Annotated in this window: 28 protein-coding genes; 16 read left to right on the plus strand and 12 right to left on the minus strand. The window is 34.4% G+C overall.

Going from position 1 to position 24,645, the window contains the following annotated elements; all coding sequences use genetic code 11:
• The first annotated feature begins 78 nt into the window (after nt 1-78).
• Nucleotides 79-2,283, plus strand: a complete 2,205-nt coding sequence (locus O5633_RS09075) for an AAA family ATPase (protein ID WP_269609350.1) — start codon at nt 79-81, stop codon at nt 2,281-2,283.
• Here the strand turns inward: O5633_RS09075 and O5633_RS09080 are convergent.
• Nucleotides 2,280-2,936, minus strand: a complete 657-nt coding sequence (locus O5633_RS09080; RefSeq protein WP_269609351.1) for a 4'-phosphopantetheinyl transferase family protein — start codon at nt 2,934-2,936, stop codon at nt 2,280-2,282. The genes O5633_RS09075 and O5633_RS09080 overlap by 4 nt on opposite strands.
• Between O5633_RS09080 and bcp the strand changes: the two genes are divergently transcribed.
• The gene (gene bcp, locus O5633_RS09085) at nt 2,935-3,402 is read left to right on the plus strand and encodes a thioredoxin-dependent thiol peroxidase (protein ID WP_269609352.1); all 468 of its coding nucleotides are present in this window, start codon (nt 2,935-2,937) and stop codon (nt 3,400-3,402) included. The genes O5633_RS09080 and bcp overlap by 2 nt on opposite strands.
• Here bcp and O5633_RS09090 read toward each other — a convergent pair.
• Nucleotides 3,389-4,090, minus strand: coding sequence for a type III pantothenate kinase (locus tag O5633_RS09090; protein WP_269609353.1), 702 nt, complete (start codon nt 4,088-4,090; stop codon nt 3,389-3,391). The two genes, bcp and O5633_RS09090, sit on opposite strands and share 14 nt — an antisense overlap.
• Before the next feature lie 14 nt (nt 4,091-4,104).
• Complete coding sequence (locus O5633_RS09095; protein ID WP_269609354.1) at nt 4,105-4,875, minus strand: phosphoadenylyl-sulfate reductase; 771 nt, start codon at nt 4,873-4,875, stop codon at nt 4,105-4,107.
• Between the two features lie 71 nt (nt 4,876-4,946).
• On the opposite strand from O5633_RS09095, the gene O5633_RS09100 reads away from it, so the two are divergent.
• The 5 genes from O5633_RS09100 to O5633_RS09120 all read left to right on the plus strand — a co-directional run bounded on the left by O5633_RS09100 (nt 4,947) and on the right by O5633_RS09120 (nt 11,382).
• Nucleotides 4,947-6,119 (plus strand): NAD(P)/FAD-dependent oxidoreductase, encoded by a 1,173-nt coding sequence (locus O5633_RS09100; RefSeq protein ID WP_269609356.1) that lies wholly within the window; start codon nt 4,947-4,949, stop codon nt 6,117-6,119.
• 99 nt (nt 6,120-6,218) lie between these two features.
• Nucleotides 6,219-8,036, plus strand: a complete 1,818-nt coding sequence (locus tag O5633_RS09105; protein ID WP_269609357.1) for an SLC13 family permease — start codon at nt 6,219-6,221, stop codon at nt 8,034-8,036.
• Between the two features lie 103 nt (nt 8,037-8,139).
• Complete coding sequence (locus tag O5633_RS09110) at nt 8,140-9,525, plus strand: TrkH family potassium uptake protein (protein WP_269609358.1); 1,386 nt, start codon at nt 8,140-8,142, stop codon at nt 9,523-9,525.
• A gap of 12 nt (nt 9,526-9,537) precedes the next feature.
• Entirely contained in the window at nt 9,538-10,242 is a 705-nt protein-coding gene (locus O5633_RS09115) for a potassium channel family protein (RefSeq protein WP_269609359.1), read from the plus strand.
• Between the two features lie 3 nt (nt 10,243-10,245).
• On the plus strand, nt 10,246-11,382 hold the full coding sequence (locus O5633_RS09120; RefSeq protein WP_269609360.1) for an anhydro-N-acetylmuramic acid kinase: 1,137 nt from the start codon (nt 10,246-10,248) through the stop codon (nt 11,380-11,382).
• A gap of 18 nt (nt 11,383-11,400) precedes the next feature.
• On the opposite strand, the gene O5633_RS09125 is transcribed toward O5633_RS09120, so the two are convergent.
• Nucleotides 11,401-11,703, minus strand: coding sequence for a ribbon-helix-helix domain-containing protein (locus O5633_RS09125; RefSeq protein ID WP_269609361.1), 303 nt, complete (start codon nt 11,701-11,703; stop codon nt 11,401-11,403).
• 138 nt (nt 11,704-11,841) lie between these two features.
• Between O5633_RS09125 and O5633_RS09130 the strand changes: the two genes are divergently transcribed.
• Nucleotides 11,842-12,201 carry a hypothetical protein gene (locus O5633_RS09130; RefSeq protein ID WP_269609363.1) on the plus strand — a complete coding sequence of 120 codons (360 nt, stop codon included), beginning with the start codon at nt 11,842-11,844 and terminating at the stop codon, nt 12,199-12,201.
• Nucleotides 12,202-12,234: 33 nt separating this feature from the next.
• Complete coding sequence (locus O5633_RS09135) at nt 12,235-12,465, plus strand: hypothetical protein (protein ID WP_269609365.1); 231 nt, start codon at nt 12,235-12,237, stop codon at nt 12,463-12,465.
• A 4-nt stretch (nt 12,466-12,469) separates the two neighbouring features.
• Here O5633_RS09135 and O5633_RS09140 read toward each other — a convergent pair whose 3' ends face one another.
• Nucleotides 12,470-12,634 (minus strand): hypothetical protein, encoded by a 165-nt coding sequence (locus O5633_RS09140; RefSeq protein ID WP_269609367.1) that lies wholly within the window; start codon nt 12,632-12,634, stop codon nt 12,470-12,472.
• A gap of 86 nt (nt 12,635-12,720) precedes the next feature.
• Here O5633_RS09140 and O5633_RS09145 point away from each other — a divergent pair, with 86 nt between their 5' ends.
• Complete coding sequence (locus O5633_RS09145; protein WP_269609368.1) at nt 12,721-14,439, plus strand: ABC-F family ATP-binding cassette domain-containing protein; 1,719 nt, start codon at nt 12,721-12,723, stop codon at nt 14,437-14,439.
• Between the two features lie 29 nt (nt 14,440-14,468).
• On the opposite strand, the gene O5633_RS09150 is transcribed toward O5633_RS09145, so the two are convergent.
• A complete protein-coding gene (locus tag O5633_RS09150; protein ID WP_269609369.1) occupies nt 14,469-15,641 on the minus strand; it encodes a trypsin-like peptidase domain-containing protein in 1,173 nt (390 codons plus the stop codon).
• Between the two features lie 229 nt (nt 15,642-15,870).
• On the opposite strand from O5633_RS09150, the gene O5633_RS09155 reads away from it, so the two are divergent.
• The 5 genes from O5633_RS09155 (at nt 15,871) to xseB (ending at nt 18,346) form a co-directional block, all read left to right on the plus strand.
• Nucleotides 15,871-16,149, plus strand: a complete 279-nt coding sequence (locus tag O5633_RS09155; RefSeq protein ID WP_269609370.1) for a DUF2973 domain-containing protein — start codon at nt 15,871-15,873, stop codon at nt 16,147-16,149.
• Between the two features lie 54 nt (nt 16,150-16,203).
• Complete coding sequence (locus tag O5633_RS09160; RefSeq protein ID WP_269609372.1) at nt 16,204-16,587, plus strand: hypothetical protein; 384 nt, start codon at nt 16,204-16,206, stop codon at nt 16,585-16,587.
• 102 nt (nt 16,588-16,689) lie between these two features.
• Nucleotides 16,690-16,836, plus strand: a complete 147-nt coding sequence (locus O5633_RS09165) for a chlorophyll a/b-binding protein (protein ID WP_011294091.1) — start codon at nt 16,690-16,692, stop codon at nt 16,834-16,836.
• A gap of 31 nt (nt 16,837-16,867) precedes the next feature.
• Nucleotides 16,868-18,028 carry an exodeoxyribonuclease VII large subunit gene (gene xseA, locus O5633_RS09170; RefSeq protein ID WP_269609374.1) on the plus strand — a complete coding sequence of 387 codons (1,161 nt, stop codon included), beginning with the start codon at nt 16,868-16,870 and terminating at the stop codon, nt 18,026-18,028.
• A 27-nt stretch (nt 18,029-18,055) separates the two neighbouring features.
• Nucleotides 18,056-18,346, plus strand: a complete 291-nt coding sequence (gene xseB / locus O5633_RS09175) for an exodeoxyribonuclease VII small subunit (protein WP_269609375.1) — start codon at nt 18,056-18,058, stop codon at nt 18,344-18,346.
• 2 nt (nt 18,347-18,348) lie between these two features.
• Here the strand turns inward: xseB and O5633_RS09180 are convergent, their stop codons facing one another.
• The 6 genes from O5633_RS09180 to O5633_RS09205 all read right to left on the minus strand — a co-directional run bounded on the left by O5633_RS09180 (nt 18,349) and on the right by O5633_RS09205 (nt 23,986).
• On the minus strand, nt 18,349-18,678 hold the full coding sequence (locus O5633_RS09180; protein ID WP_269609376.1) for a hypothetical protein: 330 nt from the start codon (nt 18,676-18,678) through the stop codon (nt 18,349-18,351).
• A gap of 62 nt (nt 18,679-18,740) precedes the next feature.
• Nucleotides 18,741-19,655 carry a YihY/virulence factor BrkB family protein gene (locus O5633_RS09185; protein ID WP_269609377.1) on the minus strand — a complete coding sequence of 305 codons (915 nt, stop codon included), beginning with the start codon at nt 19,653-19,655 and terminating at the stop codon, nt 18,741-18,743.
• A gap of 135 nt (nt 19,656-19,790) precedes the next feature.
• Nucleotides 19,791-20,612: an inositol monophosphatase family protein gene (locus tag O5633_RS09190; protein WP_269609378.1), complete on the minus strand. Its 822-nt coding sequence runs from the start codon at nt 20,610-20,612 to the stop codon at nt 19,791-19,793.
• 18 nt (nt 20,613-20,630) lie between these two features.
• A complete protein-coding gene (locus O5633_RS09195; protein WP_269609379.1) occupies nt 20,631-22,208 on the minus strand; it encodes a TolC family protein in 1,578 nt (525 codons plus the stop codon).
• 37 nt (nt 22,209-22,245) lie between these two features.
• A complete protein-coding gene (locus O5633_RS09200) occupies nt 22,246-23,595 on the minus strand; it encodes a TIGR03279 family radical SAM protein (RefSeq protein WP_269609380.1) in 1,350 nt (449 codons plus the stop codon).
• A gap of 130 nt (nt 23,596-23,725) precedes the next feature.
• Nucleotides 23,726-23,986: a hypothetical protein gene (locus O5633_RS09205; protein WP_269609381.1), complete on the minus strand. Its 261-nt coding sequence runs from the start codon at nt 23,984-23,986 to the stop codon at nt 23,726-23,728.
• Between the two features lie 20 nt (nt 23,987-24,006).
• Between O5633_RS09205 and O5633_RS09210 the strand changes: the two genes are divergently transcribed.
• Nucleotides 24,007-24,645 (plus strand): DUF3120 domain-containing protein, encoded by a 639-nt coding sequence (locus O5633_RS09210; protein WP_269609383.1) that lies wholly within the window; start codon nt 24,007-24,009, stop codon nt 24,643-24,645.

Here is a 24,645-nt window from a genome sequence, read left to right on the forward strand (position 1 = left end):
TTCCAATTGGAAATCATCAAAACACCTTTATAAGTTTTTTTTTGCTTTTAGAGTAATAAAAATATTTGTTTATTAGCTTTGGCAAAAGATCTGTTTGCTTTTAATGGTGAACAGCTAATACAGAATAATGCTCCTTTAGCTGATCGCTTACGGCCTCAAACACTTGATGAATTTGTTGGTCAAGATCATATTCTTGCTCAAGGACGTTTATTGAGACGTTCAATTGTTGCTGATAAAGTAGGCAATTTATTACTATATGGACCTCCTGGAGTTGGTAAGACTACTTTAGCTAGGATTATCGCCTCAAATACCCTATCTCACTTTAGTGTCATAAATGCTGCCTTAGCAGGCATCAAGGATTTGAGATCTGAGATTGAGTCTGCAATCGATAGATTAAATAAATATGGTAAACGCACGATTTTGTTTATTGATGAGGTTCATAGATTTAATACTGCTCAACAAGATGCCTTATTACCTTGGGTTGAAAATGGAACGTTGACCCTTATTGGGGCAACTACGGAAAATCCATATTTTGAAGTGAATAAAGCGTTGGTAAGCAGATCTAGATTATTTCGTTTAAATAGCTTGAATTCAAAAGCATTACATCAATTACTGCAACGAGCTTTGAGCGATAAGGAAAGGGGTTATGGGTTGAAATTAATCAATTTAGCTAGTGAAGCTGAGGATCATTTGGTTGATGTTTGCAATGGCGATGCACGCATTTTGCTGAATGCGCTTGAACTAGCTGTAGAGAGTACTATTGCAAATCAAGATAGTTCAATCAGTATTGATCTCAAGATTGCTGAGGATTCAATTCAAGAACGAGCAGTTTTATACGATAAAAAAGGTGATGCTCATTTTGATACGATCAGTGCCTTTATTAAGTCATTACGAGGTTCGGATCCTGATGCGGCATTGTTTTGGCTGGCTCGAATGTTGGAGGCTGGAGAAAATCCACGGTTCATTTTTAGACGTATGCTTATCGCTGCAGGAGAAGATATTGGTCTAGCTGATCCCAATGCAATTGTCATAGTTGAGTCATGCGCCGCGGCTTTCGATCGAATAGGTTTGCCAGAGGGGATTTACCCCCTGGCTCAGGCAACCTTGTACTTGGCTTCAACTGAGAAAAGTAATAGTGTGAAGGCTATTTTTAAGGCAGTTCAGAAAGTTAAAGATTCCCACAATCAAAATGTTCCATCTCATCTTAAAGATGCAAATCGAGATCAAGAAGCTTTTGGAGATGGCATGGGTTATAGGTATCCCCATTCATTTTCAAAAAATTGGGTTCCACAGCAATATTTGCCAGATAGTCTGCTAAAAGAGATTTTTTGGGAGCCAACTGAAAATGGATGGGAAGGACAAAGACGATCTCTTTTGAATGAGAGGAGATCTGAACAGTTAGCTTCATTAGTTGAAGTTGAGCAACAAAATCCTTTAACTATTACATCTAGAAAAGTTGATAATGCTTTGGAGAAATTGTTTTCTTGCCAACTTTCGAAAGAGGGGGAACGATTAAAAAATTTGATGGTTAAATTATGGTCGGGTATTACTTGGAAAAATAATCATAGAGTTTTAGTCCTAACACCTAGTTCTTTGCTTTGGTCTCTAACTCCTTTAAGAGAAGCCTCTGAAGGTGGGGTTATTTGTGCTGTATCTGAAGATAATCATCCAAGACTATTAGCTGAATTAGAAGTTTTGGCTCCGATGGAGCGACCTGTTTTAATTGATTCAAAAGTTGAATCAATTAAAAAGTTAGAAGACAATCTCAAATTTGAGGTAATTGGAGGAAGGATCCCTTGGAAAGTTTTGAATGAAACAAATTTTTCCGAGTTGTGGCCGATTCTTACGGAAAAATCTACAGCAAATACAGAATTAAGTTTGATTATAAGTAACCCATGCTCTGGCCCTGCACTCTCTTTAAAGGAAAGCTTAGAAATTTATAGCAATAATAAAAATACTGATTTTTCATTATTGAATGATTTAATTTGTAAAGAAGAGAAGTGGTTAAATAATCAAGATAATACAAAGAAATTTATTCTACAATTAGAAAAATTAGGCTGGAATATTTCTTCTGCGGAGTGGACTGAGTTTGTTTATCAAAAGGTTGATAGCACTATAATTAAAAGGTGGCTCAGTAAAGGAAGTGAGTATAGAGAAATTATTCTAGAAAATTGTGAAGAAGAAACATTAATGCGATTGAAAGAATTATTTAAAAGTTTGGATGGATGTACTATAAAACAGAAGCTTATACATACTAAGTTGCTTGCCAAAAATAATAATTAATTAAGGCAAATTATTGGTTTACGTGTTATGGAGTTTCCATCTAATGCGATTGCATAAATCCATCGATCATGATTTTGTTCGTAAACTTTTACTTTGTGACCAAGTTTTTTATGATATGCAAAGGATGATTTATTTTGCCAAATCCATTGGTTAATATTATTTGCTATCTTTCCACTCTGCCATTTGATTGCGGCTTCTTTTACTACCCATCTTTTTAGTACTAGCTCTTGAGCTTTGCTTGGAGTTAAATTTTCTATTTCGTAATTCTCGTTTTGAGTGAAAAAACGTTTTGACAATTTGTGAGCTTGGAACTTTCTATCCATTCTTTCTATATCTACCCCAATTTTTGCTGAGGACCATCCTATTAATAAAGCATCAGAACAATGACTCATACTGATATGCCCCCATCCTTCAGCCAATAAAGGCGGTTTACCTGGATAGGCTTTAAGAGGTATATCAAGAGGACCTAAGCCTGTCATGCTGGACATAGCATGTCTGAGGCAGCCTCTGGAAAAGTGGTAAAGCAACCCTCTCTTTGGTGTTAACATTTTAACCCATTTTTTTTCTTCGCTGGTTATTGGGAAAAGTTTTGATGGCATCAAAAAAAGCCAAAGACCTAGTACGCTTTTATTGTTTATTTGAGTTGTAATCATGACTCTTTGTATAGGCCATTATGCACCAGATTTCACTCTCCCTAATCAAGATGGTGTTGATATCAGTCTCTCATCATTCAAAGGATCGAGAGTTGTAATTTATTTTTATCCAAAAGACGATACCCCTGGCTGCACTAAGGAAGCTTGCAGCTTTAGAGATAATTGGGAGTTTTTCAAATCAAACAATATTCAGGTTTTAGGTATTAGTAAGGATGCTTCGAAATCGCATATAAAATTTATTGATAAACATAAATTACCTTTTACACTTTTAACTGATAGTGTGCCTTGTCCTGTCGCAACCTTATATCAAAGTTATGGCTTGAAGAAATTCATGGGTAGAGAATATTATGGAATGATGAGACATACTTTCGTTATAGATGAAGAAGGCAAAGTTGAATTAATATACTTAAAAGTAAAATCAGAAAATATGGCTAATCAGATTCTCAATGATCTTAAATTGAGTTGATTTTTTCGTTTATATCAATCATTCCTTCTAGAACTAGATTTGGACAGTGATTTATATCAATATTTGTATTTTTAAGTTCATTTAATATGATCGGTGCATCACCTCCGCACATCCATATTGGTAACTTTGTCTCTTCAAAAATTTTCATGATAAATCCTATTAACCCATTTATTGAGCCTCTTATCATTGCATTATGAGTCTCGTATTGAAATATTTCAGTTGGGATATTTTTATCAATGGGAGTTTCTAAATTTAATGCACCTTTTCCCATTGAAGATAATTGAAGTCTGAAACCAGAAATTAGTTGACCACCAGCAAAATCTCCTTTGTTTGTTATCTTTGTGACGCTTAAGATTGTACCTGCATCTATGACAAGAAAATCTTGTTCTTTGCTTTTTAAAGATGAGTACTTTTTAAAAGCACTCCATGAAGCAAGAGCTCTATCAATTCCTAAACTAGCTGGAAGATTGTTTAAGGGAATATCATCTAAAATTATTTTTTTTGAAGGGCATAATTTAATATCCTCAGGGATTGGCCCTACTGAGGCCCAAGTTAATTTAGAATAATCTTTATCTTTAAATTCGATTGGATTTGGTGAAGTATGAAAAAATTTCCAATCTTTTTTTATCTTGCTTGCCCAATGCCATCTTGTATTACCAATCATTAAGTAATTTTCTTCTGAGTACACGAGTTTATTCCTTGTTATTGCGTATTTAAATGGATCCCACACTCTTCACTGAGTCCTCCAAATCTCGTTGACCTTCCTTTTGTACTAGTATTTTCTGCGTTGCTAGAATGCCAATCCCCTACAGTGGAATAACCCTTTTCAAATAATGGATGTTGAGGTAGTTTATTTTCCTCCATGTAATAGAAAATATCTTTTTTAGTCCAGTTTAAAAGTGGTCGGAGAGTTAAACGTTCTCTAATGTAATCAACATGAGACATGGATTTTCTATTAGTAGTTTGTCCTTTTCTTACTCCGCTTGCCCAGCAGTGAACATTTAGCTCTGAGAAAGCTTTTTCAAGAGGTTCAACCTTCCTAATCTGATGATATTTTTCAAGATCTCTTTGTAAACCTGTTTCCCAAAGACGACCATATGAGGCCTCCATTCTTGCTGGGGATATGGGACTTTGGACAACGACTAAATTTAATTCAAATAGGTTTGTTAATTCTTCTGCGTAATTATAAGTTTCTTTTGGGAGGTAGCCGGTATCAATCCAAATAACTTTTGGCTTTTGATTAGATTTTAATCCCACCGTCATATGAAGTAAGACAGCAGATTGGATACCAAAACTGGTTGTTAAGACAAATCTTTCATTAAATTGCTCAAAGCCCCATTTCAGTTGAGCTTGAGAGGAGAGTTTCTCTAGATCTTTGCTCGTCTCATGAATTGATTTCATCAGATAAGGTTGAGGAAATTGAGCGGCGTTTCTCAAATCATTGGTGTATTTGTCTTTAGATTTTTTCTTCATGTTTGAGCTTTGAATGCCGAATTAGTCAAAGTTTGTTTAGGGTCTTTGAAATCATCTTAGATCTAGTCCCTATGGACTTGAACAATTTGAAATCTGATCCAATTGTTGTTGTTGGTGGCGGCTTTGGAGGCCTCTCTACTGTCCATGCATTATTAGCTCGATCAGATGAAACACCAATCATTTTGATTGATCACAGCCCAAGATTTCTATTTAAGCCATTGCTTTATGAATTATTAAGTGGTGAGCTTGAATTATGGGAGGTTGCACCTAAATATTCTGCTTTAGCTTCAGAATTAGGATTTGTTTTTTTACAGGAGAATGTTATTGAGGTTGATGAATTCGAAAGAAAGTTAATTACTTCATCTGAGACTGAAGTGAAATACTCTCAACTTGTAATAAGTACAGGTGTAACAACTGATTATTCTCTTGTCGAAGGTTTGAATGAACATGCGTATGGTTTTTCTAATTTAAATGACCTCCAAAAAATCAAAGAGTTAATAACTTCAATCAATAATTCCTCTAATTTCACAAATCCATTGGTGATCGCTGGAGCAGGACCAACTGGTGTTGAACTTGCATGTAAATTATCTGATTTAGTTAAAAATAGAGTAGAAATATATTTAGTTGATAAAGGTAATAAAATTTTATCTAAATCTAAATCTTTTAATAGGGAAAAAGCAATAAATGCAATTGCTGAGAGAAATATCAAGATTTACTTGGAACATTATATTGAAGCAATAAATGAGAATATTATAGAATGTTCTACTGTTCATGCCGAAAGAAATAATTCCTTAAAAATTAATTATTCAGGCTTAATATGGACTGCTGGATTAAGACCTTCTAGATTAAACCTAATAGATAATCTTTTAGATGAAAATAAGAAGATTAAAGTAAACGAATTTTTGCAAATAAACGAATATCACAATATTTTTTTTGTTGGTGATATCGCATTTTGTGAAAACTATCCTTTTCCTTCCTCGGCTCAAGTGGCTATGCAGCAGGGTTATTTAACAGCTCAGAATATTATTTCTCTTAGAAAGGGAAATAAACTTAAATCATTTCAATATGAAGATCTTGGGGAAATGTTGAGTCTGGGTATCAGTAATGCATCTATCACTGGATATGGAATCACTTTGGCAGGACCTCTTGCTTTTGAAATAAGGCGTTTAGCATATTTAGTGCGAATGCCGGGTTTTTCTTTATCTTTAAAATCCGCAGGATCATGGTTATTTAGTAAAAAATAATGAATCGTTTATTTTCTGAATATCCTTAGATCCTTTTCACAGTATTCTTAAAATTAATACTTGGACATAGTCAGTTGAACAGGTTATTAATTAAAGAATATGAATGAGATATTAACTGTTTTAGAGAATCCTAAAGCTGTCATAACTTTGGCAGTATTGATTATTGCAGTTTTTTTGTTCGTAAGTAGTGCTTTGGCTCCTGAACTTACTGGGCTTTTGAGCGTTGCATTATTGATGGCTACAGGAGTTCTTTCTCCTCAAAAAGCATTGGCTGGTTTTGGAAGCCCTGCTTTGATTACATTGATGGGGTTATTTGCAGTCTCTGCTGCACTTTTTAAAAGTGGTGCCCTTGATCGTTTAAGAGAGTTAATTGCTTCTGAAAGTATTCGAACTCCTCGCAGATTAATAGCTTTGCTTGGATTAGTTGTTGCTCCTGTTTCAGGTGTAGTCCCCAATACGCCTGTAGTTGCTTCACTTTTGCCAGTAATCGAAGCGTGGTGCATTAAGCGAAAACTATCTCCATCTCGTGTATTGCTACCATTATCTTTCGCGACGGTTTTGGGTGGAACTTTAACTCTTTTAGGTAGTTCAGTGAATTTGTTGGTCAGCGATATTAGTGATCAACTTGGCTACGGTTCTTTTGATCTATTTACGTTTACGGCAATAGGAGTGCCTATATGGCTATTTGGGACAGCATATATGTTGTTAGCTCCACAATCTCTACTACCTGATAGAGGGAAGATTAGTTCTGAGTATGGAGGCAGTTCGGATCAGACAGGTTATTTTACGGAAGTTACAATTCCGTCTGATTCTGAACTTGTTGGACATTCATTGAGAAATAGCCGTTTACAAAGAAGATTTGATGTTGATGTTTTGGAAATACAGCGAGAAAATGAAATACTTTTACCACCCTTAGCTGATCGTATAATTCATTCTGGCGATCGCTTGTTGATAAGAATTACTCGCTCCGATCTTTTGCGTTTAAAACAAGAGCATACTGTTCAGTTAAATAAAAACTTAAATATTGAAAAAAATTTTTTTCTGTCCAATGTTGATGAAAGCCAACAAACTGTAGAGGTTCTTCTGCCAGCTGGTTCAACCTTGGCTGGTGCAAGTTTGCGTGAATTGCGATTTAGACAAAGACACAATGCCACTGTTTTAGCTTTAAGACGAGGTCAGCAAACTGTTCAAGAACGATTGGGTCAAGCAATTTTAAGAGAAGGAGACGTATTACTCCTACAAGCTCCTAGAGATTCAATTCGAGGGTTACAAGATAGTAATGACCTTCTGGTTTTAGATCAATTTGACAATGATATACCTACTGTTACAAGAAAACCGATAGCAATTGGCATCGCTATCGCTATGTTGATCATTCCCTCAATTACTGATTTGCCTTTAGTAGCTTCTGTTTTAATGGCAGTAATTGGGATGGTGTGGGGTGGATGTTTAAGGCCCGCAGAGGTCCAAAGATCAATTCGACTTGATGTAATCCTTTTGCTTGGATCTCTTTCTAGTTTTAGTGTTGCCATGCAGACCACTGGCCTTGCTGATGCTTTTGCAAATATTTTAATTTTTATATTGCAAGATTTACCTAATTACACTGCTTTACTAGTTATTTTTCTTTCGACTACTATTTTTACTCAATTTGTTAGTAACGCTGCATCGGTAGCTCTTTTAGCACCAATAGCTGTTCAATTGGCGCCAAGCATGGGCCTACCTCCTTTGGCTTTATTGATAACAGTTCTTTTTGGTGCGAGTCAATCTTTTCTTACTCCTATGGGGTATCAGACAAATCTGATGGTATTTGGACCTGGGCGTTATCAGTTTTTAGATGTAACTAGATACGGAGCTGGTTTGACAATTTTGATGACGTTTCTTGTCCCTTGGTTGATTTTATTAAAGTATAGTATTTATTAAATATCTGGAATATGACTATTAACCTAGTTGAGATTTTGGAGCTTGCATTTGATTTTGATTATTTAACCTTTTCAGAATTAGTCTCTATCTATTGTCAAAGAAAGTGAGTATTAGGCAAGAAACTTATAGAAGGCTTACTGTTCCACAGTTCACTGTGGTAACAGGATTAATTGTGATTACTTGTGGAACGTTATTATTAGCGACTCCTATTTGTTCTAATTCAAGTGTAGGCCTATGGGAGGCATTATTTACTGCAACTTCTGCTGTCACAGTTACGGGATTGTCAATTATTGATGTAGGGCTAGATTTGACATTTTTTGGACAACTAATTTTGGCAATTATGTTACTAATTGGTGGCCTAGGCTTGATGGCAATTACTACATTTTTACAGGGCTTTATTGTTAGTGGAACAGAATTGAAAACACGACTTGATAGAGGAAAAACCTTGGATGAATTTGGAGTAGGTGGTGTTGGAACAACTTTTAAAGGAATAGCTATAACAGCAGCTATACTTATTTGTTTAGGCGCTGTTACTTTATATTTTTTTGGCTTTAATAATATAACTAACTCAAGCGATAGGATTTGGGCATCAGTTTTTCATAGTATCTCTGCCTATAACAATGCAGGCTTCAGTTTGTGGACTAACAGTTTACAAGATTATAGAAACAACTGGGTCGTGAACTTTGTTTTAATTGTCTTAATTGTATTAGGTGGTTTTGGATGGAGAGTGACAAATGATATTTGGATAAATCGTAGATCATTAAAATTAAGAAACTTAAGTCTTCATACACGCTTAGTAATTAGATCCTCTTTCATATTAATTTGCCTGGGTTTTTTGGGTTTAATTTTTACTGAATCATTAGCTAGGGGTAGTTTCTTTTCATTAATTGATTTTGACGATCGTATGTTAACTGCTTTATTTACCTCTGTTAGTGCTCGAACTGCAGGCTTTACGAATTTGCCGATATCAGTCGAAAGTGTCTCTGATTCAGGTCTTCTATTGATCATGTTTCTAATGTTTATTGGGGCAAGTCCTGGTGGTACTGGAGGAGGGATTAAGACCACAACTATTGCTGCATTAATGGCGACTACAAGAGCAACTTTGCGAGGTCAAAATGAAATTATTATTCGTAATCGTCAAATATCTGACAAGGTAGTTCTCAAAGCTGTTGGAATAACAGTTGGTTCATTTTTATTTGTATTAATTATGGCCCTGTTATTAAGCTTAAGTAATGGATTCAATGTTGGAGACAATTTTTCATTTTTAGAAATGCTTTTTACATGTATTTCTGCCTTTGCGACCGTAGGTTTCGATCTTGGTGTTACATCTGAGCTAGGACATCTAGGTCAATTAATACTTATTATAGGGATGTTTGTTGGCAGGCTAGGTATCCTTTTATTCTTGAGCGCTATATGGCAAGCTCTTTATAAGAGCAAGCTTCAACATCGTAATCGAATTGGGTACCCGAGGGAGGATCTCTATGTTTAAGGAGGACAAATCATGAGTGATTGGTGGCAATGGTCTCCCATAAAAGCAAATCAGAAACTAGGTTTTGCTGTGGTAGGAATTGGTCGTTTTGGAAGCGCGGTCTGTAGAGAACTATTGAGAAATGGAGCTGATGTTTTAGCTGTTGATTCATCAGAAAAGGCCATAGAGGAATTACGTCAACTCGAGCCAACAATTGAAGCAAGGGTGGTTGATTCAACTGATGAAGAGTCTATGAAAGAGGCAGGTGTTCTTGAGATGGGGACTGTTGTAGTAGGTATTAGTGAGCCAATTGAGGCAAGTATTACGACAACTCTGATTGCTAAAGATACAGAGGGAAGTTTAGTGAAGCAGGTTATTGCTAGAGCAACAAGTGATCTGCATGAAAAAATGCTAAAAAGGGTTGGTGCTGATCGGGTTGTTTTCCCTTCAAGAATGCAAGGAGAAAGATTGGGTTTGGAATTGGTCAGACCTAATTTAATTGAAAGACTAGAACTCGATGATAAAACTGGTATTGATGAGATTAAAGTGCCTGAGGTATTTGTAGGCCGTTCTTTAAGAGACTTGAACCTTAGAAAAAATTATTTTGTCAACGTTTTAGCAGCTGGTCCAGCTCAATTACTAACGGTCAACCCTCCAGCGAAATATATTTTAGAAAAAGACCATGTTCTTGTAGTTATGGGTTCAATGGAAGATCTTCAAAAGCTACCTCAAACTTAATTTATGCGTGTATTGGGGTTGATGAGTGGTACTAGTGCTGATGGAATAGATGCAGTTTTAGTTGAATTTAAAGGTGACCCTTCAAAGCCAAAATGGAAAATTTTAAATACAGCTTCTTATGAATATCCTTCCTCAACCAGAGAAAAAATAATACAAGTTGGTCAAGGATTAAAAATTAGTAGCAAAGATTGGCTTGAGTTGGCCGAGGAAATAACTGAATTAAATGCTTTTGCAGCAAGGGTTTGTGATCCTGATTCAACCGCACAGGTTGTTGGATGTCACGGACAAACTTTATTTCATAGAGGTGTAAAAAAATCTCAAAGAGGAGGAAGTCTGCAAATTCTTTTAGGACCTTTACTTGCAAATCTTTTAGATCAAATTGTTATTTATGATTTCAGATCAAAGGATATTGCTTCAGGTGGTCATGGTGCTCCTTTGGTAGCGTTAGTCGATGAAGCCTTAGTTGGAAGACTATACGGATGGAGAGGAGTTCTAAACCTTGGTGGCATTGCTAATCTTACAATTATTCCACCTATAACTGGAATTGATAAAACTGCTGAATGCTTAGGCTGGGATTGCGGACCAGCTAATTCTTTGATTGATTTAGCTATTAACGAAAGTACTAATTCATCTTTAAAGTTTGACCAGGAAGGATTATTAGCATCTCTAGGGATACCTAAACTAGCAATCATAGAAAAGTGGTTGCGGGATCCTTTTTTTCATTTAGAACCTCCCCGATCTACAGGCAGAGAGCAATTTGGTTCTCAAGATTTACAAAGGAGGAAAAAGGAATTGGGTAATATATCAACAGAAGATTTACTGTCCACATTAACTACATTTACTGCATCAATAATCTCTCAAGATTTAGATAATCTTTTTAGGCTTAAAAATATACGTCTGATTGACCTTTTGGTTGCTGGAGGCGGAACTAAAAATTTATTTTTAATGAGGCAACTAGAGCAACAATGTTGTGGTGTAACTGTCCGTCAAATAAATGAAATTGGTATGCCATCACAGTATAGGGAGGCACTTGTCTTTGCAACTTTATCTTGGTGGAATTTTTTAGGGAAAAAGGTTAATCCTAAGTACGTAACAGGAGCAAATAAATCTATTTTATATGGAGTACGAGTCGATCCTTGATGTTAATTGATTTAATAGTTAATTTCTTTTAAATCTTAATCTTTTTGGAATACCTTTTAGTCTTTGTGTTTTTTGTTTTTCTAATGATTTTATAAAATTTTGTGTTTTTGTTTTTTTTGTTTCTAATTCATTAGATGCTGAACCTTCTTTTAACTCGTGATTTTTAACTCCTTCTTGAATTAAAACTTTGGCCATATTGCTCACAGTTCTAGATTCTGTTTCGGCTAATGCTGACAATTTTTCACATAAATCTTCTGGTAGAACAACTTGTATGCGAGGCGATTTTTGCTTCCCGTTCGATGAGTTTTGACGAGTAGCCATGTGGACAAAGAACTACCAAGTAGTAAATAGTGTACACTTATACGTAAGGGTAGTATCCTTGTGTATGATACTTGCACATCTGGCTAGTTTTGCCTTGTCAACCTTTACTTAAGTTTTTTGATTTTAAAGGAGTATTTCATGTCTAAGCCAACTCTTCCGCAAACATCTCAACCTCTTTCTACAAATGTTGTTGCTGATAAAGGAACTGTAAAACGACAAAGAAGAAAGAGTCTTAATAATGGTAAGAATGGAGATGTTTTAATTTCTGCTGTTGTGAGTTCTTATTTATTGACTCATCTGCACCATGTTTTGCAAAGAGCAGAATATGGGGCTAGTAAAGAAGGCAGATCTTCTCATGCTGCTAACTTCGCTCAACTTCGTAAAGTCCTTTGCATGGATGCTAGAAGCATGAAGGATGCGTCTGCTTTAGGTTTAAAGGAAAGTGATTTAGATATTATGTGCAATGAATCTACCGGTTTCGAGACAAAAGCTGCATAATTGAATATTGTTTAATTAGTCAATGTTTTTCTCATGAGCGGCAATGCTGCTGAGCTTTATAAGCTTATAAATGCAGATCCTAAGAAAAAACAAGATCTTTTTCGTCAAGCTCTTCAAAACCCCAAAGGTGCAATGCAATCAATATGTGCATTTGGGATTGAAAATAATTTACCAGTAACTTCAGAAGAGGTAAAAGAATATTTGACTACTATTGATGATTTAGATACCAAACAATGGTTAATAAAGGCCAGAGGTGGTTTGTGATTAGTTATTGAATGAATGAAGAAGGAATTTCTAATCCATTTTGACCATTTTCTCTGATTCCTCTTTTGTCATAGCCACCTCCGCCTGCCATCGTCCAAAAAAACCAATAACTGGGAATTGCGAGAGCTGCGGCGAGCACTAAAGCTGTAATTTGTTCGAGTCTTAACATGGCTTTACTAGCTCAATGTAATTTACATTAGTTGGCATCTTTTAAACCTAAATGTTTAAAGGTAATTCACTCGAGGTTTTGTTGTAGTGTTGCGACTTGAGAAGATTAGTAAGATTTATCCCACTGGTGAAGTCTTGAAAGATGTTAGTTGGGAAATAAAAAATGGAGAGAGAATTGGTTTGGTTGGAGTCAATGGAGCAGGTAAATCGACACAATTAAAAATTATTGCTGGGTTAGAAGAAGCAACAGATGGATCTTTGATTACTGAAGGGGATCCTTCGATTGCATATTTAAAACAGGAATTTGATGTTGATTTTGCAAGAACTGTTAGAGAAGAGTTATTTGAGGCTTTTCACGAAGCATCTGACTTACTTCAAAGTCAAAAACGAATTCAAGAAAATATGGAATCTGATTTAGCTTCTAAAGATTTAGATTATCTGGATTCATTAATCAAAGAATTAAGCATTATTCAAAGCAAATTCGAATCAATAAATGGCTATGATTTGGAGTCTAAGGTCGAAAAGCTTTTACCGACTATTGGTTTCAATCAAGATGACGCAGATAGGTTAGTTGGAGACTTTTCAGGTGGCTGGCAGATGAGAATAGCTTTAGGAAAGATTCTCTTGCAAAGTCCTGATTTATTGTTATTAGATGAACCAACTAATCATTTAGATTTAGAAACTATTGAATGGCTAGAGAATTATTTACTTAATCAGAAAATTGCAATGGTAATTGTTAGTCATGATAGATCTTTTTTAGATAAAATTTGTACCAGAATTGTTAATACAGAGCGAGGACAGTCAAAAAGTTATCTTGGCAATTATACATCGTATCTACATCAGAGAGATTTTGAATTGGAATCAAAAAAGATTGCTTACGAAAAACAGCAAAAAGACATGCAAGTTCAAAAGACATATATAGAAAGATTTCGTGCTAGTGCCACCAGAAGCACACAAGCAAAAAGTAGAGAAAAGTTATTAAATAAAATTGAAAAAATAGAAACACCTGAGAACAAATTAAAAGGACCTATCTTTAAATTTATGGATGCACCTCGCACTGGTAGGGATATATTAAGTATAAAGGATTTAACACATAGTTATGAAGATAATATTTTATTTTTAGGAGCATACTTAGAAGTTGAGCCAGGTGAAAGAATAGCTTTCCTAGGAGCAAATGGTTCTGGAAAATCTACTTTGTTGAGACTAATTATGGGTTTAGAAGAACTTGAAGAAGGATCTATTGCAATAGGTAAATATAATATTATCCCTAGTTATTTTGAACAAAATCAGGCAGAAGCATTGGAATTAGAAAAGACAGTAATTGAGACAATGTCTCAAGCAGCACCAGATTGGACTCAAACACAGTTAAGGTCCTTGCTAGGTAGCTTTGGCTTAACTAATGATTCAGTCTTTAAGGAGGTCAGTCAAATAAGTGGAGGAGAAAAAGCAAGACTGGCTTTGGCTTTAATGATTATTCAGCCGTCAAATTTGCTTATACTTGATGAACCTACTAACCATTTAGATATACCTTCGAAACAAATGCTTGAGCAGGCATTATCTAATTACAATGGCACTGCACTAATAGTTTCTCATGATCGATACTTTATTTCAAAAGTTGCAAATAAAATTGTTGAAATAAGAGATGGTCAATTAATTAAATATCAAGGGGATTACAAATATTATAAAGAGAAAAAAATAGAAGAAGAACAAGAAAATCAAAAAGAATTAAAATTGGCGGAGCGAGAAAGAAAAAGGTTATCTAACCGTGAAAAATCTCGAAAGAAGAAAAAACCTAATAAAAAATAATTTTTATAGGAAGTCATTTTAACTGATGATCAAAGATCATAAATATCAATGGGTAAGATATTTTTTATTAACTCTTTATTATTTCTTAGTATTTTAATTTTCAAAGTCGATTTTAAATTATTCTGATTGATTTTTTGTACCACATCTGCAGGAGTTGAAATTTTTTCATTATTGATGGCAACTATTAAATCATTAACTTTTAATCCCCCTTTTTCGGCAGGACCATTTGCCATCAAATATTTAATAATCGCTCCGCTTTCTTTTTGGGAAAGAAAATTACTTTTTTGTTTGATATTCCTTGAAAGTGTGACTCCTATCATCGGGTGTTTAGCTCTGCCAGTAGTAATCAAATCTTTGGCAATTTTTCTAGCTCTATTTATCGGTATTGCAAAACCTAACCCTGCTCCTGGCCCTGAACGAACAAGAGTATTTATACCAATCACCTCCCCATAAGAATTTAATAATGGACCTCCAGAATTACCTGGATTAATTGCTGCATCAGTTTGAATTAAATCTATTCTTTTGTCGGAGATGCCTAACTGGGCAACGTCTCTATTGAGGTTGCTAATTATTCCAAGGGTAACGGTATTTTCAAGTCCAAAAGGATTTCCAACTGCAATGGCCCAATCACCAACTTTTAGATTATCGGAATTACCCAATGGAGCAGTGGGCCAAGGACCATTTGCTTTAAGTTTAATAACTGCAAGATCTGTTAAAGAATCTTGTCCAACAACATTTCCAAGCACTCTTCGTCCATCTGATAAACCCACTATGAGCTGATCGGTTTTTTCTATTACGTGAGCATTGGTTAAGACAAGGCCATCTTTAGAAAAAATCACTCCACTCCCTTGACCTTTTTCAATTCGAGATCGTGGAACTTGGAGGCCTCCCATACCAAAGAAACGTTCAAAATAAGGATCATTCAAGATCCCTGGAGGAAATATTCCTTGACTTGAAGATAAAACTTTTCTCTCTGTTTCAATTGTGACAACTGCATCTCCACTAATATTTAACGCTTTTGATACGAAAGATTGTTGATTTAGATTTTGAGGTGCTGCTAGTAAAGCGTCACCGGAATGCATCGGAGGATTAAATCGGAAATTACATACAATTAGAACAACTAAAGCAAAAATCTTGAAATATTTTTGTTGGTTTAATTTCAGGGATACTAGTAAAAGTCTCTTAGTATCAAATCCATGCATGATCTTTTGAAAGGAATGAGTTTTCTATCTCAAAATTAATAATAGCTAATTTAGAAATTCAAAGATCCACTAATTTGATTACCGTGGATTTTTACTAAATAACTGCTCTTATAACTTAATTTCCTTTAGAATCCAAATTGATTTACTCTTTTGATTAAAGATGAAATTAGAGCGACTTTAAAACTTAACTTGATTAATCCATTTAGTTTTTTGATTTCTCATTTTGCAAATGTTGAGCAATTTCTTACCATTTTTTTATGGCCTTTCAGTTTTCGTTTTGTTGATTGTGGCTGCCAGAATTATGCTGAATGGTTTTTTTTCAGGTCAATCGTCATTCAAGATTCAAAATTCATTTTCAAAGAAAAAAGGCGACGATCGTACCGGTTTGGTTACTGTTCATCCTGAGCTGTTAAACAAAGATGGTTGCATTACTGATGAAGATTTGCTCACAGTTCGTTTTTCAAAGGACACTGATCATCCACAATCATTTGAAAAGCCTTCTGAATAATTTTCATTAGATTTTTTGGTTTGACATTAAATAGTTCTCAAAGAGGTTTTGATTTTGGAACAAAGAACCCGCATAGTCGCTTCCGTTTTGAAAAACATGAAGTTACCTCCAAGGTTTCGTCTCAGATTATTAAAGGAAGATCCTGTCAGGTTAGAACTAAGCATTACTCCAGCTTATGGAAAAGATCCTATTCAAGTTGGATTGGTAGAATCTCTTGATTTGGTTGCCAGACGAGACAGAGAAGGAAGAATGCCTAGAGATCTACAAGGAACATGGGATTGGACAGTAAGACACGGAGAAGTTAGTACTGGTGGCTGGAATCCTTATCTAAAAGAAGCTCTTCAAACCATGTTCGAAACTGGATTGCCAGCAATCATTTATGAAGAACTAACCGGAGAGGATTATCATCCAGTTGATGGTGCAAAACATGTTCGATAGGTTCTTAAGGTTTAAAAAAATAAATTAATTTCAATAGTTAAGTTATATGTTTTCTCATTTTGAGCATTTCTTTAGTATTATTAAATTAAATTTGATTTACAAATGAAAGATAACTTTGAGCCTCGTTATGGATTTGTCAATTTTGCTGAAATATGGAATGGTCGATTAGCCATGATGGGTATTTTAATAGGTTTAACAACAGAGCTTTTAACAGGGCAGGGAATTTTAACTCAGATGGGAATCGGTTGAAAAATAATTATTAGACTTTAATTTTTATAGTTTGACTAAGCTTCAGACCAAAAAAGAATCTTTAAATACATACAGTGTAAAAGAATTAAATGAATCTATTGGTTTATTATTGTCAAGAGGATTCGCACCAAAGTTTATACTTAAAGCGACTGTTTCAAAAGCGCAAATAAAGAAAGGTCATTTATGGTTGACTTTAACTGATGGGCAAGCAAGTGTGGATGCAGTTGCATGGTCATCAACAATAAAGTCTTTAAAATTTTTACCCAAGCAAGATGACGGAGTTGTTATTATTGGCAAATTAAATTTCTGGGAATCGCAAGCAAGAATATCTGTTCAAGTTTTTGATATTCGAGCAAGTATTTCTACTGTTCTTAAGAAGTTCGAAATCGTTAAGTCCAAACTATTTAAAGAGGGGTTGATAAATGATTCATTAAGAAGAAAATTACCAAAATATCCTAATTCAATTGGTATTCTTACAAGTGTTCCAAGCTCTGCTTTGGCAGACATGCTTAGAACCGCTAAGGAACGATGGCCTTTAACAAAATTGCACATAATTCCTATTCCAGTTCAAGGTAATAATGAAAATGAAGTGAAGTCTATTTTGAGTAAATTGAAGAAAAGTAAGTTAGATCTAAATGCGATAATTATTGCTAGAGGAGGAGGGAAAAGAGAAGATTTAATGCTCTTCGATAGTGAAATCATAGCGAAAGAAATAGCAACATTCCCTATTCCTGTTATTACAGGAATAGGGCACGAAGATGATCTAACAGTTTCTGATCTTGTGTCAGATCATAGATCTGCTACACCAACGGCAGCTATTGTTGATCTATTACCTTCAAGAGAAATTGAAAGAAATAATTTTTTGCAAAATCAAACAATTTTTGAAAATTATTTGAAGTTATTTTTTCAAAATAAAAAGAATACTTTAATTACTAAAAAATCTTTTTTTCAAGCTCACTCACCTCGGCTATTAATCAAAACTAAAAGAACAAAGTTACATTATATTTATGGTCTTTTGAATGCACTTTCTCCGGAAAAATTGTTAAAAAGAGGTTTTGCATTGATTACTGATGAGAAAGGACATTCGATTTATAGTGTAAAAAGTGTTAAAGAAAAAGATAAGTTCTTCGTTCAATTTTTTGATGGAAAAATTATCGCAGAGGTTGATAGAATCAATTATGATAAAATATGAATTTAATAAATAATAGTTTAATATTGCATGTCAAATGCAGATCATGTTAAAAAGGATCACATAGAAATTTCTAACAAAGTAAATCACATGAAAAATATAGAAACTTTTAAAAAAGATATTAAGAAATTAAGTTACGAAGAATCTATCTGTGAATTGGAAACCATTTTAAAAAATGTACAAGATGAGAATATTTCACTAGATAAAATTCAAATTAATTATATCAAAGGTCATTTATTACTTAAACATTGTGAAGAATTACTTGAATTTGTTGAACAACAGATAAATGAGATCAATCCTGAAATGTTAAATATAAAATAATCTTATTGATCTATCTCTTTGGGTTTTATGTCAATTGTTGCTGCACTTGCAGGAATATTTTCGAGAATATCATTAGTGTTTTTTATAGTCGTTCCACATATGGGACAAATAATTTGATTATTTAGAAAACTTGAGCCACAAGCTTCACAGGTTTGTAAATTTGATTGGAATCTTTTCCAAGAAAACCATCCAAGTCCTACTAAAATTAATGGAATGATTGTAATTATAAGGAATATTCCACCTGCTAAATCAATAATAAATTTCCCAGCTGGGGTAGGCAAAATAACAAGTAAAATGAAGACCATCCAAATTAATGAAGATGGCTTATTCATAACTAATTTTGTAACTTACGTATTCATTCTAATTAAAATTTTGCTGTCTGTTTCATTGATGTTTAAACGTATCGATTACGACGCATACTTGCAATGACAACGCTCCAACATTGACCAAAATAAATAATTACTCCTACCATCCAAACCCAAAGAGTTAAAACTAGTACTCCTCCAATGAATCCATAAGCTTGAAATCTTGACCCCAAAGAGAGGATACTTCTGCTAACTGCTAAATTTAAAATAGTTAGTAAAGTTCCAATCATAAAAGCTCCTGGTATTAGTGGCTTCAAAGGCACTCTTCTACTAGGAAGTAAACCCTGTAAAAGTAGTGCCATAGTAGAAAAACCTATTAAAGGAAGCATAAATTGTCCCACTTGAAGTACGGGTATTTTTGACATTGCGTTTTCAATCCAAGGTGTTGTATTTGCTAATTCTTCGAAAACGGCACCAGGAATCATACGGATATTGGCACTAATTTGATCTATAACCATTAAAAAACCAACTAATAAAACGACAAAAAAAGCTTCTATTCGATTTCTGATAAATCGAAATGCTTGAATTTTGAGAGGATCCGGTTTTGATTTAATTGGTAGAACGTCTTCCCATAATCTATCTGCTCCTCTTTGTAATGTTAGATAGGCATTTCCAGCAGTGATCATTAAGAACATTGCTCCAAGAATTCCAGCTCCAAATCCTTGATTAACTAATTTTATTAGAGTTGAATCAACTAAGCCAACCACTGATGGAGGTAAAACTTGAGCAGCAAGAGCAATGATTTGCTGATCTAAGCCTTGCTGTTTGCCTAAAAACCATGATGCAACTGATAGGGATATTAGTAATATGGGAAAAAAGGACTGAAGAGTGTAATAAGCAAATGCTGCACTCAAATCTACGCAATCACACTTAGACCATCTTTCATAAGCTCTCCAGAGGCTACTAAAAAACCATTTTGTTTTTTTTCTCCAGTTCAAGCCCACTTTGGTTTTAGAGTACTTACTATTAAGCTAGCTCTTATTGAGAAGATTTTTCTAAGTTGAATAGGTAGATTTAAAATCATTTATCTGTTTAGTGAATCAAAGTTAATTTTTTAAATACAAACAAAAAGCACATTGTTAATTACTGTCTTGGATTAAAGCTGAAGCCCAAGGAAGCATCTTGTTCAATTGATCTTCAGAGGATGCTGTTAATAATGGAAAATTAACAGAAGTAAGATCTGTTCCTGAGAGAATATCTTTTGGATTAGTTTCCAACCAGTTGATAAGACAATTCAGTTCCTCAAGAATTAACCATGCTGCAGCAATATCCCAGATTTTTGGTGTTGCCTCTAAAGCAGCAATTGTTTGACCAATGGCAACACTAGTCATATTTAAACTTGATACTCCAAGTAATCGGATTTTCCCTGGGAAAGATTTCTCTGGTTTCATTTGTAGAACTTTAATGGACCGGCTACAAAGGGAAATGCAGTCACTATTTTTTTTGAAGCGAGACTCAGCTTTAAGTTGCTTGCTGTTTAACCAAACTCCTTTTCCTCGGATAGCCAAAATTCTTTTTTTCAAAGCTGGTATGTCAAGAAAAGCTGTCTCAGGTTGCCCATTTGTGAAACGTGCTATTGATATTGCCCAGTATGGAATGCCTGCTGCGAAATTAGTTGTTCCATCAAGCGGGTCAACTACCCAATATTCACTTGAGTTCGGAATTGACTTATTACCTTCTTCACTTAGGACACCCTCTCCGCTAGCGATTTTCCCTAAACCTTGAACTATTGTTTTATCACTCCATCTATCACACTCTGTAATCAGAGTTCCATCAGGTTTAATATCTGAATTGATTTGACCAAAATCTTGAAGTTGACGTCTTCCAACCTCATCAACTAAATGATGAATTGACATCAGTTGTGCTTGGCTCAAGGGGTTAGATATTGAATTTTGAATCATTGTTATTAAGTTAAAAGCCTATAGCTGACATAAAGGAATTAAATTTGTTTCATGAAGATTTGATTTGCTTTCAGTATTCTTTTGATTCTGTTGATCAACTTTGATATCACATGGTTTGATATTATCTAAACCAGTTTGTCTACTTAAGTCAGCTAACAGAATATTATAGTTAGTAATAGAAATAATATAACGAACCTCTGAATCTGTTAGATCTCTTTGGTTATTTACAACTTCTCGCTGTGTAGTAATACCTGAATTATATCTAAGCTTTGCAAGTCTTAGAGACTCTCTTGAAGATAAAACTTCTATATAAGAAGAAGAAATATTTAGTTTGGCTGTTTCTAGTTTAAAGAATACTTCTTCAACCTCTTTTCTAATTCGAGCTCTTCTTAGTGCAAAATTCATCTTTGCTTCTTCTGCTTTACTTTTATTGTAATTATATAAAGATCTTGATTTACCTCCATCAAAAATAAACCAAGTTGCATTAAGACCAATCGTGTTAGAAAAACTAGAAGATGTATTATTCGTATTTGGTGCGATCTGATTTAATTCACCTTTAGCAAATGAAGAAGTAGATGTATTGACTATGCTTACTTTTGGTTGCCCAGCTGCTAATGCAGCATTGGCATTGCTATTGTTAATTGATATGTCTAATAGGATACTATCAAGTTCTTTGCGAGAATTATAAGCTGCAATAATACTATCTTCTAATGATAAGTCCCATACACCTATTACTTTGGTTTTCGATCCAATTAATGGCGTTACATCTTCTGGGAGATTAAGTATTTCAGCAAGAGATCTTTGACCGACTTTTCGATCTCCTGATTTCATATTTAATAATTGTTGATCTCTAGCGAGCTGTGTTTTTGCTTGTAGAACTTCTAATTTTGTCCCAATACCTGCTTCAAATCTAATTTCTGCGTCTTTTAATCCAAGAGTCGAAGATGCAATCGACTTCTTGGCTACTTCAATTTCTTCATTTGCCTTTTGCAAATTGTAGTAGCGTTTTTTTGCCTCTAATTTTAAATCTCTTAAAATTATTGAGTACGAAAATTTTGCCTTTTCAAAGGCATCTCGTGCTGAGGCTATTTCGGGAACTCTTGCAGGATTAATTAAATCCCATTTGATTTGAGCACTGATAGAAGAACTCCATTGTTTGCTTGAAGTGTCTTGTATTAAATTAGATTCATTGTAATTACTAGATTCAAAATATTGAGGAAGACCATTAGCTGTTAGGTTTATTGTTGGGTACCAGGAGGATAATGAACTTTTTAATAATGATTTAGCTTGATTAATTTTTTCTAAGTGAACTTTAATCGTTCTATTATTATTTATAAGTATATTTTCTAATTGATCTATATTAATATTCTTATAAGTTTTTACCAATACCTCTCTAGATCTGGAGGGTATAAAAAGATCATTAGGCGAATTTAATTCATATAAAATTCCCTCTGTTTTGGTACTTTGATTTGTATTTTGGTCTCCTTGTAAGGTTGTTTTAGAAATTATTTTTTGCGAACTTGTAGCCCATAAAGGATTTATCCCAGATATAAATAAACCTGCAACAATTAGGAATTTTCTCTTCACTCTCCTCATAGTTCTAAGAAAAACTGAAATGGGTTTAGTAAAACAATTATGCTTTACCAAGTGCTTTGTTCACGATGTCCTGCGCATCATGGACAATTTTTATAGTTACTTTAAGTGACGAAGAGAGCTCTTGAAGAGTCATGTCATCAAGAAAGATTTTTTCATCTTGTCTTAACATGACCGATGGTAGAAGTAACTCATCGCCTAAATCTTTCCCTTTCAATCCTTCTATCAGATCTTGACCTGTGAGAAGGCCTGTCACTATTTGTTCTTGCCCCCAGTACGGGCTTGGAATCCCATAGAGATGAAGTTTGAAATGATTTATTTTATTGAGTCTTTTGCAAGGCTTTTCTAATTCATTTTCCACAAGTTTGCCAACAACCCAGCTGCAGGTTCTTTTTTTATCAGTTTTGATAGGCAGTTTCCTTGTGGCTTCATCCATCGCTTTCAGAAAGCTGCGAATACTTCCTACTCCATTTTCTTTTTGAGGTAAATCTTCATAAGAATTGAGGGAAGGTAATGGTTTCTTCGCTATTAAATACCATTCATCAGATAACCAAGCAAAACGTGAGCCAGTTGATTTATAAAATACTTTCTGCATTGACTCAACTTGATTGATGACTTTTAGTGCACAATCAGAATCTACGGGAATTAGCCCATCATTACTCGGACGAAATCTAGTTAAACCAACTGGAACAATTGCTGCTGAAAGTACAACTGGAAAATCTCCTTGCGCGAAACTAAATAGATCATTAATGGTTCTTTCTAAAGCTTTCCCATCATTTATTTCAGGGCAAACAACAATTTGAGCATGAATTTGTATTCTTTTTTTCGTGAACCAAGTTAACTGATTTAAAAGGTCAATAGCTTTAGGATTCCTCAGTAATTTAGACCTTAAAAAAGGTTCTGTTGCATGCACAGATACGAATAAAGGAGTGAGTCTTTGTTGATCAATTCTCAGCCAGTCTTCTTCGGAAAGATTTGTAAGTGTTAAGTAAGAACCATATAAAAAACTTAGCCTATAGTCATCATCTTTGAGATATAAGCTTTTTCTTTTTCCTGAAGGCTGTTGGTCAATAAAACAAAATGGACATTGATTATTGCATTGTTTTAATCCATCAAATAATGCCTCAGTAAAGGCAAGTCCCAACTCATCGTCATAATCTTTTTCGATATCAATTGTATGTGTTTTCCCTTTTTCATCTAATATTGTGAGTTGAACATTTTCTTCGGCTATAAGAAACTTGTAATCAATAAGATCTCTTGGTTTTACACCATTAATACTAATTAATTGATCTCCAACTTCAAATCCAAGCTCTTCGCCTATTGAACCTTTTTCGATAGAGGCAACAACAGCAGGTTTAATATTTTTTTTGGCTATTTTTAATGTGTTCATTTATGCTCCTAAATAAAAAAATAAATCTTCTATATTTTTCGGGTGGTTAGAAAGAATTGAATTGATCTTGAAGAATCACTTATTTTTAATATAAGTAAATTTTCAACAAAAAGTAATTAAAAAGCTTTTTTCAATCACTTATTTCCCAAGGATTAACAAACTGGGCCTTTAAAAGCATTGCAATTATTGTAATTAAAAGGCTTGTAAGAATTTTTTTTTTTAACTTTGTTATTTGTATTCTGAAGACTGCTTGGTTTGGGTATCGACTTGAATGTAAATTCATAGAAGGTTGAGCTGAAAACCAACTCAGTTTTATTAATTCTGATTTACTCAAACAATCCCACCAAGCCCCTAAATCAAGAAACGTCCTATCTGTCAAAGCCAAGGACATTGCAATTTTGGGCTAGCACAATGGTTGTCCTGCCCGTTTTTGTTCAGGCTCCATGGGTTCATGTGTTTCCTTTTTCAGCTTTTTTATTTAGTTTCGTAATATTTTTTCTTGGATTTTATTTACTTAAACTTTGTAGCGATAGATGGGCCTCTGTTGGCTCGTTATTGGTTGGCGTTAGTTGGAGCTGGTTAGGAGGATGTCTTTTTTGGGGATGGTTAAGAGCTCATCCTGTGTGGCATTTACCTGTTGAGTCAATAGCTTTGCCAATAGCAGTAAGCCTTTTAAAGACTCGATGGAAAATTGGAGCCAGTTTCTATTTGGCATCTTTATTAGGAACTGCTTTTACTGATGTAATGATTGTTTTAACAGGTGTCATGAAGGCTTGGCCCGAAGTGGTTGATGCGCCTTTTTCGGAAGCTTCCCAAATGTTGAGTTTCACTGCGGAACAATTATTGGAACCTTTTTCTTTATTATCAATTTTTATTGCGGCACTTTTAATCATTTTCATAGCAAATTGGATGAATCAAAAATCAAAAAGTGAACCTTTATCTTCTGATGCTTGGCTTGTATCAAGTTCAGCTTTGACAACAACCTTATGGGTTGATGGCTTATTTTTTGCGACCACATTGATTCAGCCTCAATTAAGCGGATTGATCTGA

The sequence above is a fragment of the Prochlorococcus marinus str. MIT 1013 genome (assembly GCF_027359395.1).
Taxonomy (GTDB): Bacteria; Cyanobacteriota; Cyanobacteriia; order PCC-6307; family Cyanobiaceae; genus Prochlorococcus_B; species Prochlorococcus_B marinus_E.

What these genes read in the sequence shown, in the direction of transcription:
- xseB (WP_269609375.1), top strand. Translation starts at nt 18,056, where the DNA reads ATGTCAAATGCAGATCATGTTAAAAAGGATCACATAGAAATTTCTAAC.
- O5633_RS09200 (WP_269609380.1), bottom strand. Translation starts at nt 23,595, where the DNA reads ATGAACACATTAAAAATAGCCAAAAAAAATATTAAACCTGCTGTTGTT.
- O5633_RS09080 (WP_269609351.1), bottom strand. Translation starts at nt 2,936, where the DNA reads ATGATTACAACTCAAATAAACAATAAAAGCGTACTAGGTCTTTGGCTT.
- O5633_RS09140 (WP_269609367.1), bottom strand. Translation starts at nt 12,634, where the DNA reads ATGTTAAGACTCGAACAAATTACAGCTTTAGTGCTCGCCGCAGCTCTC.
- O5633_RS09105 (WP_269609357.1), top strand. Translation starts at nt 6,219, where the DNA reads ATGAATGAGATATTAACTGTTTTAGAGAATCCTAAAGCTGTCATAACT.
- O5633_RS09130 (WP_269609363.1), top strand. Translation starts at nt 11,842, where the DNA reads ATGTCTAAGCCAACTCTTCCGCAAACATCTCAACCTCTTTCTACAAAT.
- O5633_RS09210 (WP_269609383.1), top strand. Translation starts at nt 24,007, where the DNA reads ATGGTTGTCCTGCCCGTTTTTGTTCAGGCTCCATGGGTTCATGTGTTT.
- O5633_RS09165 (WP_011294091.1), top strand. Translation starts at nt 16,690, where the DNA reads ATGAAAGATAACTTTGAGCCTCGTTATGGATTTGTCAATTTTGCTGAA.
- O5633_RS09125 (WP_269609361.1), bottom strand. Translation starts at nt 11,703, where the DNA reads ATGGCTACTCGTCAAAACTCATCGAACGGGAAGCAAAAATCGCCTCGC.
- O5633_RS09150 (WP_269609369.1), bottom strand. Translation starts at nt 15,641, where the DNA reads ATGCATGGATTTGATACTAAGAGACTTTTACTAGTATCCCTGAAATTA.
- O5633_RS09195 (WP_269609379.1), bottom strand. Translation starts at nt 22,208, where the DNA reads ATGAGGAGAGTGAAGAGAAAATTCCTAATTGTTGCAGGTTTATTTATA.
- bcp (WP_269609352.1), top strand. Translation starts at nt 2,935, where the DNA reads ATGACTCTTTGTATAGGCCATTATGCACCAGATTTCACTCTCCCTAAT.
- O5633_RS09155 (WP_269609370.1), top strand. Translation starts at nt 15,871, where the DNA reads ATGTTGAGCAATTTCTTACCATTTTTTTATGGCCTTTCAGTTTTCGTT.
- O5633_RS09120 (WP_269609360.1), top strand. Translation starts at nt 10,246, where the DNA reads ATGCGTGTATTGGGGTTGATGAGTGGTACTAGTGCTGATGGAATAGAT.
- O5633_RS09100 (WP_269609356.1), top strand. Translation starts at nt 4,947, where the DNA reads ATGGACTTGAACAATTTGAAATCTGATCCAATTGTTGTTGTTGGTGGC.
- O5633_RS09115 (WP_269609359.1), top strand. Translation starts at nt 9,538, where the DNA reads ATGAGTGATTGGTGGCAATGGTCTCCCATAAAAGCAAATCAGAAACTA.
- O5633_RS09180 (WP_269609376.1), bottom strand. Translation starts at nt 18,678, where the DNA reads ATGAATAAGCCATCTTCATTAATTTGGATGGTCTTCATTTTACTTGTT.
- O5633_RS09095 (WP_269609354.1), bottom strand. Translation starts at nt 4,875, where the DNA reads ATGAAGAAAAAATCTAAAGACAAATACACCAATGATTTGAGAAACGCC.
- O5633_RS09205 (WP_269609381.1), bottom strand. Translation starts at nt 23,986, where the DNA reads ATGTCCTTGGCTTTGACAGATAGGACGTTTCTTGATTTAGGGGCTTGG.
- O5633_RS09135 (WP_269609365.1), top strand. Translation starts at nt 12,235, where the DNA reads ATGAGCGGCAATGCTGCTGAGCTTTATAAGCTTATAAATGCAGATCCT.
- O5633_RS09190 (WP_269609378.1), bottom strand. Translation starts at nt 20,612, where the DNA reads ATGATTCAAAATTCAATATCTAACCCCTTGAGCCAAGCACAACTGATG.